Origin of the sequence: Pseudomonas sp. GL-R-19, assembly GCF_019956375.1 — a bacterium.
Taxonomy (GTDB): domain Bacteria; phylum Pseudomonadota; class Gammaproteobacteria; order Pseudomonadales; family Pseudomonadaceae; genus Aquipseudomonas.
Genome location: NZ_JAHBDJ010000011.1, coordinates 224,251 through 238,813, shown reverse-complemented (window position 1 = coordinate 238,813; position 14,563 = coordinate 224,251). Strand labels below are relative to the sequence as shown.

Here is a 14,563-nt window from a genome sequence, read left to right as displayed (position 1 = left end):
GGTAAGCGACAGGTTGGGCATCTTTAGATGGCGCGCTTGAATACGGAAATTTCACCATTTCCGTTATATCGTAACGAATTGTCCTGTAAGCGAAGACACTCTGGGGTGGTATGCAAGTCGATCTCGATGTTGATGAAGCGCCGTTAGCCGGGTTGCCGCGCTTTCAGCAGGCGTTCATTCAAGGGCGGCGTTTGCGGCGGTTCGCCATCGGTGCGGGCGTATTCGCGACGGTGGGTGTGCTGCTGGCGCTTTTTGCCGGGCTGTTTTTCTCGCAAACACTGTGGCCGGCGTTGCTGCTGAACCTGAGCGCTGCGTCTGTGGTGTTGATGGCCGGTTTGCAATCGGCCTGGTGGGTAACCCAGTGGCGTGTCCGCGCCATGAATCCCGTAGTGCCGGTGGTGGTTGTCGACGAGTCTGTCGCACCCTCGGGGTGGTATGAACGTTTGCTGGACCGGATCAGCCGGCAATCGCAGCACCTGGTCGGGCAAATCGGTGCGCCAACGTTGTGGCTTGGCTGCTGGGCATTGTTGGCGGTATTGGGCATCGAACAAGCCTGGAACCTCACGTTGCCCCCGGCAGCGCTGGGCCTGTCGGCCAATGTCGGGGCGGCGTGCTTCTTGTTGTTGGCGTTTGGCCTGTTGGTGATGGAACGCCATCTGGCGCAGGAAAACACCGCGCAATGGCCTGAAGCCGCTACGTTGGCGCAATTGATCCGTGTGGCGATCATCTGCCTGGTGCTCGGTGCTTTTTGTCTGTTGTTTGCCGATGAAACCTCGTTATGGCCTGTACGTCTGGCAGTGTTGATCGGTCTGCTGCCGGGGCTGGTGGCGGCGGAGCTGTTGCTGCGCGCGCTGTTGTCATTGTTCAGCCCGCGCCGCGAACGTCTTGAGCCGGAGCTACTGGCGCGCAGTTTTGTCGCCGACATGCTGCGCTGGCCACCACAGCCTTTGCTGGCGTTGCAGCACGAATTGCATAACCGCTTCGGCATCGACCTGCGGCAGATCTGGGCCTTCTCTTACATGCGTCGGGCGTTCCTGCCGGTGTTGGCAGTGGTTTCGCTGGTTGGCTGGTCGCTGACCGGCATTCACCAAATTGCCCTGCAAGAGCGTGGAATCTACGAGCGCTTCGGCAAGCCGGTGGAGGTGTTCGGCCCAGGTTTGCATATGGGCTTGCCATGGCCATTGGGCCGGGTGTTGAGCGTCGAGAATGGCGTGGTTCACGAATTGGCCACCAGTGTTGGCGAAACTTCGCCCCCTGCTCAGGCCGACCCCGCCGAAGGTCCGGCCCCGGCGATTGCCAACCGCTTGTGGGACGCCAGCCATGTGAACGACAAATCCCAGGTGATTGCCAGCAGCCGAGCCGACAAGCAGAGCTTTCAGATCGTCAACATGGACGTGCGCTTCGTCTATCGCATCGGTCTGAGCGATCAGGCGGCGTTGTCTGCGACCTATAACAGCGCCGATGTGCCGATGTTGATTCGCAGCACTGCCAGCCGAGTCCTGGTTCACGACTTCGCCTCGCGCACCCTCGATGGTTTGCTGGGTGAGGACAGGGTAGGGCTGGCCGAAGAGATCGGCCGCGCGGTGCAGGCGGACCTGCAAAAACTCGATAGCGGCGTGGAAATTCTCGCCACGGTGGTCGAAGCAATTCACCCTCCGGCCGGTGCAGCCAATGCCTATCACGGCGTGCAAGCGGCGCAGATTGGCGCGCAAGCCTTGATCGCCCGTGAACGCGGCGCCGCCGCCGAGGCCACCAATCAGGCGCAGTTGCAGGCCAGCATCGCCCGCGATCAGGCGACAGCCAGCGCCCGTGAGATCAATGCTGGTGCCGAGGCCGCGGACCTGAAATTCAACGCCGAGCAAAAAGCCTATGCCAGCGCTGGCCAGGCCTTCGTGCTGGAGCAGTATTTCAGCCAGTTGTCCCAGGGTTTGGCCAACGCCAAATTGCTGGTTCTCGATCATCGACTGGGCGGCAGCAGCAACGCGCCAACCATCGACCTCCGTACGTTCACGCTGCCGGTTGACCCTGCGCCGTCGCGTAAAACCGCTCAGCCAGGAGCTGCCAATTGAGCCAGTCCCATACTCACGATCACGATGACCACGCCGGCCACGATCACGGTCATGGCGGGCATCACCACCACGGCCATCACCATCATCACGGCGATCCGCAAGAGGCCGGTCCATTCCCATGGCGCCGGATGGGGTGGGCGGCATTGCTGGTGGCGTTTGCAGTCGCCGCCGCGAGCCTGGTGCAGGTGCGTTCAGGGGAAGCCACGGTGATCACACGCTTCGGCAACCCTTCACGAGTCTTGCTGGAACCGGGACTTGGCTGGCGCTGGCCGGCACCGTTCGAGGCGGCGATCCCGGTGGATCTACGGCTGCGCACCACGTCCAGCGGCTTGCAGGATGTCGGCACGCGTGACGGTTTGCGTATCATCGTTCAGGCCTACGTGGCGTGGCAGGTGCAGGGTGATCCGGACAACGTGCAACGTTTCATGCGCGCAGTGCAGAACCAGCCCGATGAAGCCGCAAGGCAGATTCGAACCTTTGTCGGCTCCGCACTGGAAACCACCGCCAGCAGTTTTGACCTGGCGAATCTGGTGAACACCGATGCCAGCCAGGTGCGCATCGCCGATTTCGAAGCACAGCTGCGCAAGCAAATCGATCAGCAACTGCTCACCACTTATGGCGTGCGCGTGTTGCAGGTCGGTATCGAACGATTGACGCTGCCGTCGGTGACGCTCACCGCGACGGTCGACCGGATGCGTGCCGAGCGTGAAACCATCGCTACTGAGCGCACGGCGATCGGCAAGCGTGAAGCCGCGCAAATTCGTTCCGCCGCCGAACGTGATGCGCGGATCGTGCAGGCCGATGCCACAGTGAAAGCGGCAGATATCGAAGCGCAATCGCGCGTCGAAGCGGCGCAGATTTATGGTCGTGCCTATGCAGGATCGCCGCAGCTCTACAACCTGCTGCGCTCGCTCGATACCCTGGGCACGGTGGTGACGCCAGGGACCAAGCTGATTCTGCGCACCGATGCCGCACCGTTCCGGGTGTTGGTTGATGGTCCGCCGAGCCTCGATAACAAGTCCGGATCGCAGCCATGAGTTTGGTTCCACGTGGAACAAATGAGTTGAGCAGCCCCTGGATTCAGGCCGGGCGCTTGGCGTTTCTGGCTTTGTATGCGGTGACGGTGTTGGCGGCATTGGCGTGGGCGTTTTCCAATGTGCGGCAGATCGATCCACAAAATCGCGCGGTGGTTTTGCATTTCGGCGCGCTGGATCGCATTCAGAATGCCGGGTTGTTATTGGCCTGGCCGCAACCCTTCGAGCAGGTGATTTTGTTGCCGGCGGCGGACCGGGTGATCGAGCGGCGAGTGGACAGTCTGTTGCGCAGTGGTGCCGCGATGCAGGCAGATCGCGTGGCCAGTTTTGCCACGCCCATCAGCGATGCCCTCGCAGGCTCAGGCTACCTGTTAACGGGTGATGCGGGTGTGGTGCAACTCGATGTGCGGGTTTTCTACAAAGTCACCGAGCCCTATGCGTTCGTGCTTCAGGGCGAACACGTGTTGCCGGCGCTGGATCGACTGGTAACCCGCAGCGCGGTCGCGCTCACGGCTGCACGGGATCTGGACACTATCCTGGTTGCTCGCCCGGAATTGATCGGCGCCGATAGCCAGGCGGCGGAAAGACGCGAGCGCTTGCGTGGTGATCTGGTGCAGGGCATCAATCAACGGCTGGCCGAACTCACTGCAACCGGGCAAGGCTTGGGGATCGAAGTGGCGCGGGTCGATGTGCAATCGAGTCTGCCAAGTCCTGCGGTGAACGCTTTCAACGCGGTACTGACGGCCAGCCAGCAAGCCGATAAGGCTGTCGCCAATGCGCGCACCGAAGCGGAGAAGCTGACGCAGACCGCCAACGAGCAAGCCGACCGTACGCTGCAAGTGGCCCATGCCCAGGCGAGTGAACGACTGGCCAAGGCGTCGGCTGATACGGCCACCGTGTTAAGCCTGGCCAAGGCGCAACTGCAAGGTACCGACCCGCAAATGCTGCTGCGGATTTACCGCGAGCGGATGCCGAAAATTCTCGGTCAGGCCGGATCGGTCACGACGGTTGATCCCAAAGACGATTCCCGCCTGATCATTCAGGGAGCTGCACAATGACCGCTCAAACCGCCGCCGTGCCGAGCCTGTTGTCTTCGACCGAACAGCGCCGCGCCGCGCGCCAGTTGACCCTGGCCATGCTCGCATTGGGCCTGCTTGCGCTGGGCCTGATCTGGCGTTGGCTGGCGCCGGAGCAGACTGGCGTCAGTCAGCTGCTGCTGGGTTTTGCGTCACTGCTGGTTGCCGTGCCGGTCATGCGCTCGGCCTGGTACAGCTTGCGATATCCGAGCCTGCACGGCATCACCGATCAATTGATTGCCCTGGCCATGCTGGGTGCCTGGGCTACCGGAGATCTGCTGACGGCGGCGCTGTTGCCGATCATCATGATCTTCGGCCACGTGCTGGAAGAGCGCAGCGTGATCGGCTCCCAGGAAGCGATTCACGCCCTCGGCAAACTGACCCGCAGCCACGCACGCAAAGTGCAGGTGGACGGCTCCATCATCGAAGTCGACAACGGCACGCTCAAGGCGGGCGATCTGGTCGAGGTGCGGGCCGGGGACCGGGTGCCGGCGGATGGCCGGGTATTGTCCGGTCAGGCCAGTCTCGATACGGCCTCCATTACCGGCGAATCGGTGCCGATGGAGGCGGGCGTCGGCATGTCGGTGTTCGGTGGCGCAATTAACCTCGACGGTTTGCTGCGAATCGAAGTGACCCGTACCGGCCATGAGTCGACCCTCGGAAAAGTCATCGCCCTGATGCAAAACGCCGAGCGCTCGAAGCCGCCGATCACTCGTCTACTGGAGCGTTACGCCGGCAGCTATATGGTGCTGGTGTTGCTGCTGGCGGCGGTGACCTGGTTCATCACCAACAACGCTCAAGCGATGCTCGCGGTGTTGGTGGCAGCCTGTCCTTGTGCGCTGGTGTTGTCGGCACCGGCGACGGCTATTGCCGGGGTGGCGGTCGCGGCACGCCACGGGATTCTGATCCGCAGCTCCGCGTTCCTTGAAGAGTTGGCGGACCTGACCTCGCTGGTAGTCGACAAAACCGGGACGCTGACATTCGGCACCTTGCGCCTGCAATCCATCGACAGTCCGCTGGAGGATCGCAGCCATGTGCTCAAGCTCGCCGCCAGCCTCGGCTCGGCCAGCAGTCACCCGGTCAGCCGCGCGCTCGCGGGGTTGGTGACCCAGGAGCATTTCCTGCTGCTTTCCGACATTCGTGAACGCCAGGGTCTCGGTGTGGTGGCGATGACCGGGCAGGGTGAAGCAGCGCTCGGCCGGCCGGAGTTGTTCGCGCAACTGGGCATCAGTACGACGGCGGTTCCCGATCACGACGGTCCGATTGCCGGGCTGGCGCTCAACGGGGAGTTTCTTGCCTGGCTGTTGCTGGCCGACAGCGTCAAACCCGAGGCACAGTTTGCCTTGAGCGAACTGCGTGAGCTGGGATTGGGTCGTCAGTTGTTGCTCACCGGTGACCGGCACAGCGTCGCGCAAACGCTGGCCCGGGATGTCGGGATCAGTGATGTCGAAGCGCAAGCCTTGCCCGAAGACAAACTCAACCGCGTGCTCAAGGAGATCGACAGCGGCTTCCGGCCGATGGTGGTTGGCGATGGCATCAACGATTCACTCGCGCTCAAGGCTGGAGTGGTCGGTGTGGCGATGGGCGCCGGCGGTGCGGACATCGCCCTGGCTTCCGCCGACATTGTGCTGATTGGCAGTGACCTGCGCCGCCTCGGCACCTGCGTGCGCTTGAGTCGTCAGTGCCGCCAGACGTTGCAGGTCAATGTGATCATCGGACTGGGCTGGACCCTGGCGATCGTAGCCTTCGCTGCGTTCGGCTGGCTTGGCGCTGCCGGGGCGATGATTGCGGCGTTGCTGCATAACCTCAGCACCTTGCTGGTGTTGGGCAATGCCGGTCGTTTGCTGCGGTTCCAGGAGCCGTTGCTCAAGCTCAAGGACGAAACCTGAAGGCGAACGCTCTAAACCGGGCAATGACGGTGCTTCAACTTTTTAGAACTGTGCGCCCGGTTCGTAGTCATTGGAGATGAGGGCACATCATTTTTGTGCGTTCGCGGCGGCAGGTGTAGGCGTCGCGAATCATTGAAAACGGCTATTAATTCGATAGCCAGCTATTTTTCAAAGATGGTCTACCCTCTGTTTAGACGTCTGAAACAAGGGGGATTCTTCATGCTCGCGCATCTTCCACCGGCCTTACAGAATCTGCAGTTACCGCTTCGCCTGAGACTCTGGGATGGCCATGAATTCAATCTGGGGCCGACGCCCAGTGTCACGATTGTGGTCAAGGACCCACAAATGGTCACCCAGTTTACCCATCCAAGCCTGGATGCCCTTGGCGCTGCTTATGTCGAAGGCAAACTGGAACTGGAAGGCTCCATCAGCGATGTGATCCGCGTCTGCGATGAGTGGAGCCAGGCGTTGCTGGACGAAGGCGACGACAATCAGCCTGTTCGTAGCGCCCACGACAAAGAGACAGACGCCAAGGCGATTTCCTACCACTACGACCTTTCCAACGCGTTCTATCAGCTATGGCTCGACAGCGACATGGCGTACTCCTGCGCTTACTTCGAGACCGGCAGTGAAAGCCTCGAGCAGGCCCAGCAAGCCAAGTTCCGTCATTTGTGCCGCAAGCTGCGCCTGCAGCCCGGCGAATACTTGCTGGATGTGGGTTGCGGTTGGGGCGGTTTGGCGCGTTATGCGGCGCGAGAATTTGGCGCGAAAGTGTTCGGTATCACCCTCAGCAAAGAGCAGTTGGCCCTGGCCCGGGAACGCGTAAAAGCGGAGGGCCTGGAGGACCTGGTCGAACTGCAACTGCTCGACTATCGCGACCTGCCGCAGGATGGCCGTTTCGACAAAGTGGTCAGCGTCGGCATGTTCGAACACGTTGGCCACGCCAATCTTGCCGAGTACTGCAAGACCCTGTTCGACGCGGTGAAAGAGGGCGGCCTGGTGATGAACCACGGGATCACCGCCAAATACACCGATGGCCGTCCGGTGGGGCGCGGTGCCGGTGATTTCATCGGGAAATATGTGTTCCCCAACGGCGAGCTGCCGCATCTGTCGATGATCTCTGCCGAGATCAGTGAGGCGGGGCTGGAAATCGTCGATGTCGAGAGTTTGCGCCTGCACTACGCTCGCACGCTCGATCACTGGAGCGAACGCCTGGAAGACAATCTCGAGGCGGCCTCCAAACTGGTGCCGGAACAGGTCCTGCGCATCTGGCGGCTGTACCTGGCCGGTTGTGCCTACGCGTTCGCTCGCGGCTGGATCAACCTGCACCAGATTCTCGCAGTGAAGGCCCACGCCGATGGCAGTCATGAACTGCCATGGACCCGTGACGATATCTACCTCTAGAGAATCGGCGAAATAAGCCGGGCGACCCGCATGCCGACCTGTTGGACGCGGCGGGTCTCCCGGCCTTCTTCCTTGGCGATTTCGTGGGCGTTGGCAAAGTCATCGTTGAGCATCTGTTCCACCTCGGCGGCGAATGCGCGGTCGACAGTCAGCAACATCACTTCGAAATTCAGCCGGAACGAACGGTTGTCCATGTTGGCACTGCCGATGGCACTGATTTCGCTGTCGATCAATACCACTTTCTGATGCAGGAACCCGGGTTGGTAGCGGAACACCCGCACACCCGCGCGCACCGCTTCGAAGGCGTAGAGGCTGGAGGCGGCGTAGACGATTCGGTGGTCGGGCCTGGACGGCAACAGCAGACGCACATCCAGGCCGCGCAGTACCGCCAGGCGCAATGCTGCGAACACGGCTTCATCGGGGATGAAATACGGGCTGGTGATCCAGACCCTTTGCGTCGCCGCATGGATCGCTTCGACAAAGAACAATGAACAGGTTTCATAGGCATCGGCCGGACCGCTGGCGAGTAACTGGCAGAGCACGCCGTCTTCCGGATAGACCTCCGGCAAGATCAGCGGCGGCAGTGCACGAGCCACCCAGAACCAGTCTTCGGCGAAAGACTCCTGCATGCACGCCACCACCGGTCCGCGCACTTGCACGTGGGTATCGCGCCAGGGCGCCAGGGGCGGTTTCTCGCCCATGTATTCGTCACCGACGTTGTGCCCGCCGACGAAGCCCAGGATGCCGTCCACCACCACGATCTTGCGGTGGTTGCGGAAGTTCACCTGAAAGCGGTTGAGCCAGCCACTGCGGGTGGCGAAGGCTTTGACCTCGACCCCGCCATCACGCAAGGCCTGCACATAGCCGTGGGGTAGGGAATGGCTGCCGATTCGGTCATATAACAGGTAAATCGCCACGCCTTCGGCGGCTTTCTTCAACAGCAGGTTTTGCAGGCGCTGGCCGAGGCGGTCGTCGTGAACGATGAAAAACTGGATCAGCACGGCTTCTTTCGCCTGGCTGATGGCATCGAAAATGGCCTCGAACGTGTTCTGACCGTTGATCAAGAGACGCATTTGGTTGTTGGCCAGACAGGGCATGTGTCCGAGCTTGGGCATCGCTCTGAGTGAGGCGTATGCAGAAGAAGCGCGGGCGGTGAGCGCCTCTTCTATCCAGGGTCGCCAGTTGAGTTCGGAAACGGCCTTGCGCATTTCTTCGTTGGCCTGCCGTCGGGCCTTGATGTAGCCATCGAAGGTGCTGCGGCCGAACATCAGGTACGGGATCAGCGTGAAGTAAGGGATGAAAAACAGCGACAGCGCCCAGGCGATCGAGCCTTGAGCGGTACGGACGGTCAACACGGCGTGTATGGCCGCGATCAGGCCCAGCGAGTGCAGCAGGGCGATGGTATAACCGAAAATATGCGGTCCGAAATAATCCATGGGGGCTGCCTTGCTCCTGAAGATTCAGTGCTTAACAGACCATGTTCCGTGCAGAATGTCGCTAATTAATTGGCCCATGAACCGAAGCCTGCGGCTGACGTCTAACGGCCACTACTGATCAGGAGTTACTCGATGAACGTTCGTCTGCTGGGTTTGGCCATGGCACTGGGTTTGGCACTTCCTGTGGCGGCTCACGCGCAAATGCTGCAACCAGGATTGTGGGAGCTGACTACGAGCAACATGAAGGTCGATGAACAGAACATGCCGGACCTGCAATTGATCCTCGGTCAGCTCCAGAGCCAGATGACCCCTCAGCAGCGTGCAATGCTGGAAAAACAGGGCATCACCATGGGCGGTAAAGGGATCCGGGCGTGCCTGACCCCGGAACAGGTCAAGACCGACAACATTCCGTTGACCGATCCGCAGTCGGGCTGCAAGCAGGAAATCACCGACCGCTCCGGCAATCAGTGGAAGTTCCGTTTCAGCTGCCCGAAAGCCCAGGGTGCGGGCGTGGCGACATTCCTCAGTGATCGCGAGTTCACCACCAAGGTCAACGGAACGTTCAACGCCACCGGCATTCAGCAGAAGGGCAGCCTCGAATCCCGCGCCGTCTGGCTGGGGCAGGATTGCGGTACTGTGAAGCCAAGAGCTTAAAAGAGCTTCGTCGGAACGCCGCCCGGAGCAGGCTCGCTCCCACAGGGGATTGGTGATCGACACACAATCAATGTGGGAGCGAGCCTGCTCGCGAAGGCGTCCGCACGGCCTTCCTAAATCTCGGGCCGACTCAACCATTCACACGCCGCCTCGACAGGCATCCGGCCAAAATCTTCCCCCGTTCGGCTGCGCACACTGACAAATCCCCCAGCTTGTTCTTTCTCGCCCACCACCACCAGATACGGCACGGTCTGGCTGTGCTGGCGAATCTTGTAGTGAACCTTTTCGTTACGCAGGTCGGCCCTGGCGCGTACGCCCCGTTGGCGCAAGGACTCGGTCACCGCTTGTGCATAAGTCGCCTGGCGATCATCCATGCTCACAACGACCACGTGGGGTGGAACGCGCCACTGTTGCAGTTCCTGATGGCTGGACCAGCAGGTGCCGTAGATACGTTGTTGTAACGTGCCGTTGATGTGGTCGAGGGTAAACGCCTGCAAGACTTTGGTGGTGGGGACATGCGGTCCATGGCTCTGGTACTCGGTGTCCCCCAGCCGGTATAGCGACACTGCTTCGCGCACCGGCCGGCGACGGATCGAGTGATTGGTCGCTGCCAGTGATTGCATGCGCGCTTCGATGAGGGGCAGGTCTGCCGCGGTCAGCGGTGGCTCGACGGCAAACTCGTAAAAGAACCCGTCGCCCAATTCCTTGCCCGCACGCATTTGCGCATGTGGGTGGAGTTGCTTGACCGCCATCGCCAGCATCAAGGCACAGGAGCGGCGCAAGATCTCCAGGCCGTCCGGCTCCCGGGGGGTGACAATGCTGACCCGGGCATCCGCCTCGATCATGTATTCACAGTCCACCAGCACACCATTGACTCGGCCCGCTACAGCCGCGCTGGCCAGTTCGGGGCCGATGCTGGCAGCCACCTCGTGCACGGACAGCGGCTGGTCGTACTCACGCAATGAACCGTCGGACAGGGTGATCTGGATCATGGTCGGCGTACTCAGGTGCTTCTAACGAGCTTTATCGCATAAACCGTAGGGGCAAACATTAAGACGTTTGTCGTGCCAGGCAATTTGTCCTGACACGATGGCTGTTTTTGGCCTCCCGCGTCAGAACTCGTTTTGCAGGGCTTTGTAGCCGCGCACCAGGTCGACGTTGGTGCGCGCCACGTCTTCGGAAAACTCCGAGGCACTGACGCTCACCGGCGGATATTGCGAGAGGTCGGTGTTGGGGCCGATCCGCGTGGTGGAGGGCACGTAGAAGGCTTCAGGCAGGTCACGACCATCGACCACCGAGTTGTGCCGCACCACGCAACCGTCACCGACCACGCAGTTGAACAGCACGCTGTTGAAGCCAATGAACACTCGATTGCCCACGGTGCAGGGACCATGCACGATCGAGCGGTGGGCGATGGAACTGAACTCGCCGATGGTGACCGCCGCACCGGATTTGGAGTGGATCACCACGCCGTCCTGGATGTTCGAGTTGGCGCCGATGGTGATCGGCTGCATGTCGCCTGACTCATCGACTTCGTCAGCACGGATCACGGCATAGGGCCCGACGAACACGTTCTCGCCGATCACCACTTTGCCGCAGATGATCGCCGTCTTGTCGACGTAGGCCGACTCGGCAATCAGCGGTAAATCTCCGGAAGGGTTCTTGCGGATCATGGCTTGCTCAGAGCGTTGTACAGGGTGTTGAGGTTGTACTCGAACAATCCGGTGAAGGTGCTGGCCGGACCGCTCGCCGCGAGGGCATCGGAGTACAGCGTGCCGCCGATCTGCGCGCCGCTTTCATCCGCGATCTGCTTGAGCAGGCGCGCGTCCTTGATGTTCTCCATAAACACCGCCTTGACCTTGGCCTGACGAATCTGGGTGATCAGTGCGGCCACTTCGGCGGCTGAAGGTTCGCGCTCGGTGGAGAGACCTTGAGGCGCCATGAACTCGATGTCGTAGGCCTGGCCGAGATAACCGAAGGCGTCATGGGACGTCACGACCTTGCCGTTGCCCGGTGGCAGCGAGCCGAGCTTGGCCTTGGCTTCGGCAAGCAGGGCGTAGACCTGTTTCAGGTACATCCGGCTGTTGCGCTCATAGTCGGCTGTGTTCGCCGGGTCAGCGGCGATCAGCGCCTTGGTAATGTTAGCGATGTACAACTCGGTGTTCGCCAGGTTGTGCCAGGCATGCGGGTCGGGAACGGTTTCACCGTCTTCATCCAGGCTACGCGGTATGACGCCGTGGCTTGCGCTGATGACCGGTGCTTTGGTCTCGGTGCTCGTCACCAGGCGATCCAGCCAAGGCTCGAAACCCAGACCGTTCTTGATGATGAGCCTGGCCTTGAGCAGCGCTTTGGCGTCGTCCGGTGTCGGCTCGTAGGTATGGGCATCCGCGTCCGGGCCGACCATATTGGTGATCTGGATATGATCCTTGCCGACCTGGCGGGTCATGTCGGCAAGGATGCTGAAGCTGGTGACCACCTGGAGTTTTTCGGCGGCAGACAGCGACATCGACACCATCAAGCTGAACAGCACGAGTAAAGCGCGCATCGGGTAACACCTCATTGGGATGTGAGCAAAGGCGGGCGGCGCAGCAAGCCGTGCACCGGCCCGAACACCACGGACAACAGATATCCACCGCCGGCCACCAGCACGATTGCCGGGCCACTGGGCAGTGAGTAATAGAACGAGATCAATAAACCCAGCCACACCGAGAGGCTGCCGATCAAGGCAGCGACGACGATCAGCACCGGCAGGCGGCGGCTCCAGAAACGTGCCGCGGCGGCAGGCAACATCATCAGGCCGACTACCATCAACGCGCCGATCGCCTGGAATCCGATGACCAGATTCAACACCACCAGCGTCAGGAAAACGCCGTGGGCCAGTGGACCGAGTCGGCTGACGGTCTGCAGAAAAAGCGGGTCGAGGGTGTCGAGCAGCAGTGGTTTGTAGATCAGTGTCATGGCAATCAGGCTCAGGCCCGAGACCCAAAGCATGCCGGTCAAGGTCGGGCCGTCGACAGCCAAAGCCGAGCCAAACAGCAGGTGCAACAGGTCCAGGCGTTTGCCGGTGATGCCGAGAATCAGCACGCCACCGGCCAGGGAAATCGGGTAGATCGCCGCGAGGCTGGCGTCTTCTCGCAGGCCGGTGCGTCGGGTAATCCAGGCCGCGAGGCCGGCCATGCTCAGGCCGGCACCGAGGCCGCCAATGGTCAATGCCGGGAGGCTCAACCCGGCAAACCAGAAACCCAGCGCCGCCCCGGGAAGGATGCCGTGGGCGACGGCATCGCCGATCAGACTCATGCGCCGCAGGATCAGAAACACCCCAAGTGGTGCCGTGCTACACGCCAACACCAGTCCGCCAAGCAGCGCCCGACGCATGAAGACGAACTCCTGGAACGGTTGCCAAAGATGGGCGGCAGCGATCATCAGGCCACCTGTGCCTGTGGTTGTTGGCGGATCAGTTCGGTGCTCGGGCCGAATGCACAACCGCTGTTTTTGATCAGCAACGTGTATGGGATGTGCTCGCTGACAGCGGCCAGGTCATGGCATACGATCACCAGTGTCCGGCCTTCGAGGTGCCAATCGTGTATGTGCTTCCAGAGCAATGCCTGGCCGAGTTCATCGAGGGCCGCGTGGGGTTCATCGAGCAACAACACGGGTGCGTCGGTCAGGCTCAATCGGGCGAGCAGGGCGCGTTGCAATTCGCCGCCGGAGAGGGCCATCAAGGGTCGATCTTCCAGGCCGTTCAGGCGCCAGTTTTCGAGGACGGTTTTCAGTCGTTGGCTACGGATATCTGGTGACTGTTTGTTGCCCCAGAAACCGGCGGCGACCAATGCCTGAAGGCTGATCGGAAATTGTCTGTCCAGGTGTTGTTGCTGGGGCAGAAACGACACACCGCCCTTGATTGGAACACTCAGTCGCACCTTCCCGGCCAACGGTTTTTGCAAGCCGGCGATGACCTTCAACAGGCTGCTTTTCCCGGAGCCGTTCGCACCGATGATGGCGGTCAGGCTGCCCTTCGACAGTTCGAAGTCCAGCGCGGGTGTGAGTGGCTGTCCCGGGGCGCCCCAGCGCAAAGCGTGGCAAGCAATCATGCGACCTCCCAGTTGAAACGGCTTTCGGCGACGGCGTCGTGGGCGTGCAGGCTTTCGGCGTGAGTGACTCGAATATGGAAGGCGTTGATGCCTGTGGAGCCTTTCAGGGCCAGATTCAAACGGCGTGCGGCGTCCTCGCAGAACATCAGGTTCTGACCATTGGCCAGGGCGAAGGCCTGTTCGTCGGCGCGTTTTACCGCTGTTTGAACGGCGGTGCCGAGTGCGGCTTCGGCGTCATTGATGACGGCGATCAGAGGAAACTCGTCCAAAAAATCAGCCAGTCGTACGCACAATTTTGCGCTGCTGCGTTGGCTGTGAGGTGTAGCGACGATGCCGTCGGTGGAGCCGAGCCACGCTAAAACGTCGGCGTGTTGCAGTGACTTGTTGGCGAAATCATCGACGAACTGCTGCTGGATCAACTGTCGAGAAAGGGCTGCGGAACAGGGGCAGGTTGAGGAATAAGGCACATCGATTTTTAGTTCCACGTGGAACATTGCGTTTTTCAAACGTGCTTCGATGATGACCGGATAGCTTTTCCAGCCAGCCAGTGGACTGATCAGCGCCGGCCTTTTCAGCAACAAATCGGCATGAATGGTTAGGTGTGCGCTGCTGGACAACCCTTCATGGCTCTCAAGAAAACGCTGCAGAACCCGCCTCAATAAAGCCGGAGAAAGGTTTTCCTGCTCCAGCGATTCAAGCGCCAAATAGAGCCGTGACATATGAATGCCGCGCGCGCTGCCATCGTCGAGGCTCACGCCGGCATCGACCTTTGCATTCAATCGTTGGCCATCAAACAAAACAGGTAGAGCAATGCCGCACATGCCCACCCACTCCAGTGGCAGGGCTTGGCGTGAGGCCTGCGCGGCGATATCCGGCAGAGTCAGCGCATTCATGAGCAGGTCCATCGTGG

13 protein-coding genes are annotated in these 14,563 nt (G+C 60.9%); 6 read left to right on the top strand and 7 right to left on the bottom strand.

Translation table 11 applies throughout. The features are described 5' to 3' along the window. Window positions 1–110: 110 nt before the first annotated feature. From hflK (KGA83_RS07530) to cfaB, 5 genes are all read left to right on the top strand, one after another. Window positions 111–2,069, top strand: coding sequence for a protease modulator HflK (gene hflK / locus KGA83_RS07530; RefSeq protein ID WP_108218816.1), 1,959 nt, complete (start codon window positions 111–113; stop codon window positions 2,067–2,069). Then, the gene (hflC, locus tag KGA83_RS07525) at window positions 2,066–3,106 is read left to right on the top strand and encodes a protease modulator HflC (RefSeq protein WP_108218817.1); all 1,041 of its coding nucleotides are present in this window, start codon (window positions 2,066–2,068) and stop codon (window positions 3,104–3,106) included. The genes hflK (KGA83_RS07530) and hflC overlap by 4 nt, the downstream gene beginning before the upstream one ends. Continuing rightward, entirely contained in the window at window positions 3,103–4,161 is a 1,059-nt protein-coding gene (gene hflK, locus KGA83_RS07520; protein WP_223529312.1) for a protease modulator HflK, read from the top strand. The genes hflC and hflK (KGA83_RS07520) overlap by 4 nt, the downstream gene beginning before the upstream one ends. After that, entirely contained in the window at window positions 4,158–6,068 is a 1,911-nt protein-coding gene (locus tag KGA83_RS07515) for a cation-translocating P-type ATPase (protein WP_223529310.1), read from the top strand. Before hflK (KGA83_RS07520) ends, KGA83_RS07515 begins: the two co-directional genes overlap by 4 nt. A 219-nt stretch (window positions 6,069–6,287) precedes the next feature. Beyond that, window positions 6,288–7,472 (top strand): C17 cyclopropane fatty acid synthase CfaB, encoded by a 1,185-nt coding sequence (gene cfaB / locus KGA83_RS07510; protein ID WP_108218820.1) that lies wholly within the window; start codon window positions 6,288–6,290, stop codon window positions 7,470–7,472. Here the strand turns inward: cfaB and cls are convergent. Further along, window positions 7,469–8,908: a cardiolipin synthase gene (gene cls, locus KGA83_RS07505; protein ID WP_108218821.1), complete on the bottom strand. Its 1,440-nt coding sequence runs from the start codon at window positions 8,906–8,908 to the stop codon at window positions 7,469–7,471. The two genes, cfaB and cls, sit on opposite strands and share 4 nt — an antisense overlap. 132 nt (window positions 8,909–9,040) lie before the next feature. Here cls and KGA83_RS07500 point away from each other — a divergent pair, with 132 nt between their 5' ends. Beyond that, window positions 9,041–9,562 carry a DUF3617 domain-containing protein gene (locus KGA83_RS07500; protein ID WP_108218822.1) on the top strand — a complete coding sequence of 174 codons (522 nt, stop codon included), beginning with the start codon at window positions 9,041–9,043 and terminating at the stop codon, window positions 9,560–9,562. Window positions 9,563–9,675: 113 nt separating this feature from the next. On the opposite strand, the gene KGA83_RS07495 is transcribed toward KGA83_RS07500, so the two are convergent. The 6 genes from KGA83_RS07495 to folE2 form a co-directional block, all read right to left on the bottom strand. Next, window positions 9,676–10,554 (bottom strand): His/Gly/Thr/Pro-type tRNA ligase C-terminal domain-containing protein, encoded by an 879-nt coding sequence (locus KGA83_RS07495; RefSeq protein ID WP_108218823.1) that lies wholly within the window; start codon window positions 10,552–10,554, stop codon window positions 9,676–9,678. A 120-nt stretch (window positions 10,555–10,674) separates the two neighbouring features. Beyond that, on the bottom strand, window positions 10,675–11,235 hold the full coding sequence (locus KGA83_RS07490) for a carbonate dehydratase (RefSeq protein ID WP_108218824.1): 561 nt from the start codon (window positions 11,233–11,235) through the stop codon (window positions 10,675–10,677). Continuing rightward, complete coding sequence (locus KGA83_RS07485; RefSeq protein WP_223529308.1) at window positions 11,232–12,107, bottom strand: metal ABC transporter substrate-binding protein; 876 nt, start codon at window positions 12,105–12,107, stop codon at window positions 11,232–11,234. The genes KGA83_RS07490 and KGA83_RS07485 overlap by 4 nt, the downstream gene beginning before the upstream one ends. 11 nt (window positions 12,108–12,118) lie before the next feature. Continuing rightward, complete coding sequence (locus tag KGA83_RS07480; RefSeq protein ID WP_223529306.1) at window positions 12,119–12,985, bottom strand: metal ABC transporter permease; 867 nt, start codon at window positions 12,983–12,985, stop codon at window positions 12,119–12,121. Beyond that, a complete protein-coding gene (locus KGA83_RS07475) occupies window positions 12,985–13,653 on the bottom strand; it encodes a metal ABC transporter ATP-binding protein (protein ID WP_223529303.1) in 669 nt (222 codons plus the stop codon). The genes KGA83_RS07480 and KGA83_RS07475 overlap by 1 nt, the downstream gene beginning before the upstream one ends. Further along, complete coding sequence (gene folE2 / locus KGA83_RS07470) at window positions 13,650–14,546, bottom strand: GTP cyclohydrolase FolE2 (RefSeq protein WP_108218828.1); 897 nt, start codon at window positions 14,544–14,546, stop codon at window positions 13,650–13,652. Before folE2 ends, KGA83_RS07475 begins: the two co-directional genes overlap by 4 nt. Between the last annotated feature and the right edge of the window lie 17 nt (window positions 14,547–14,563).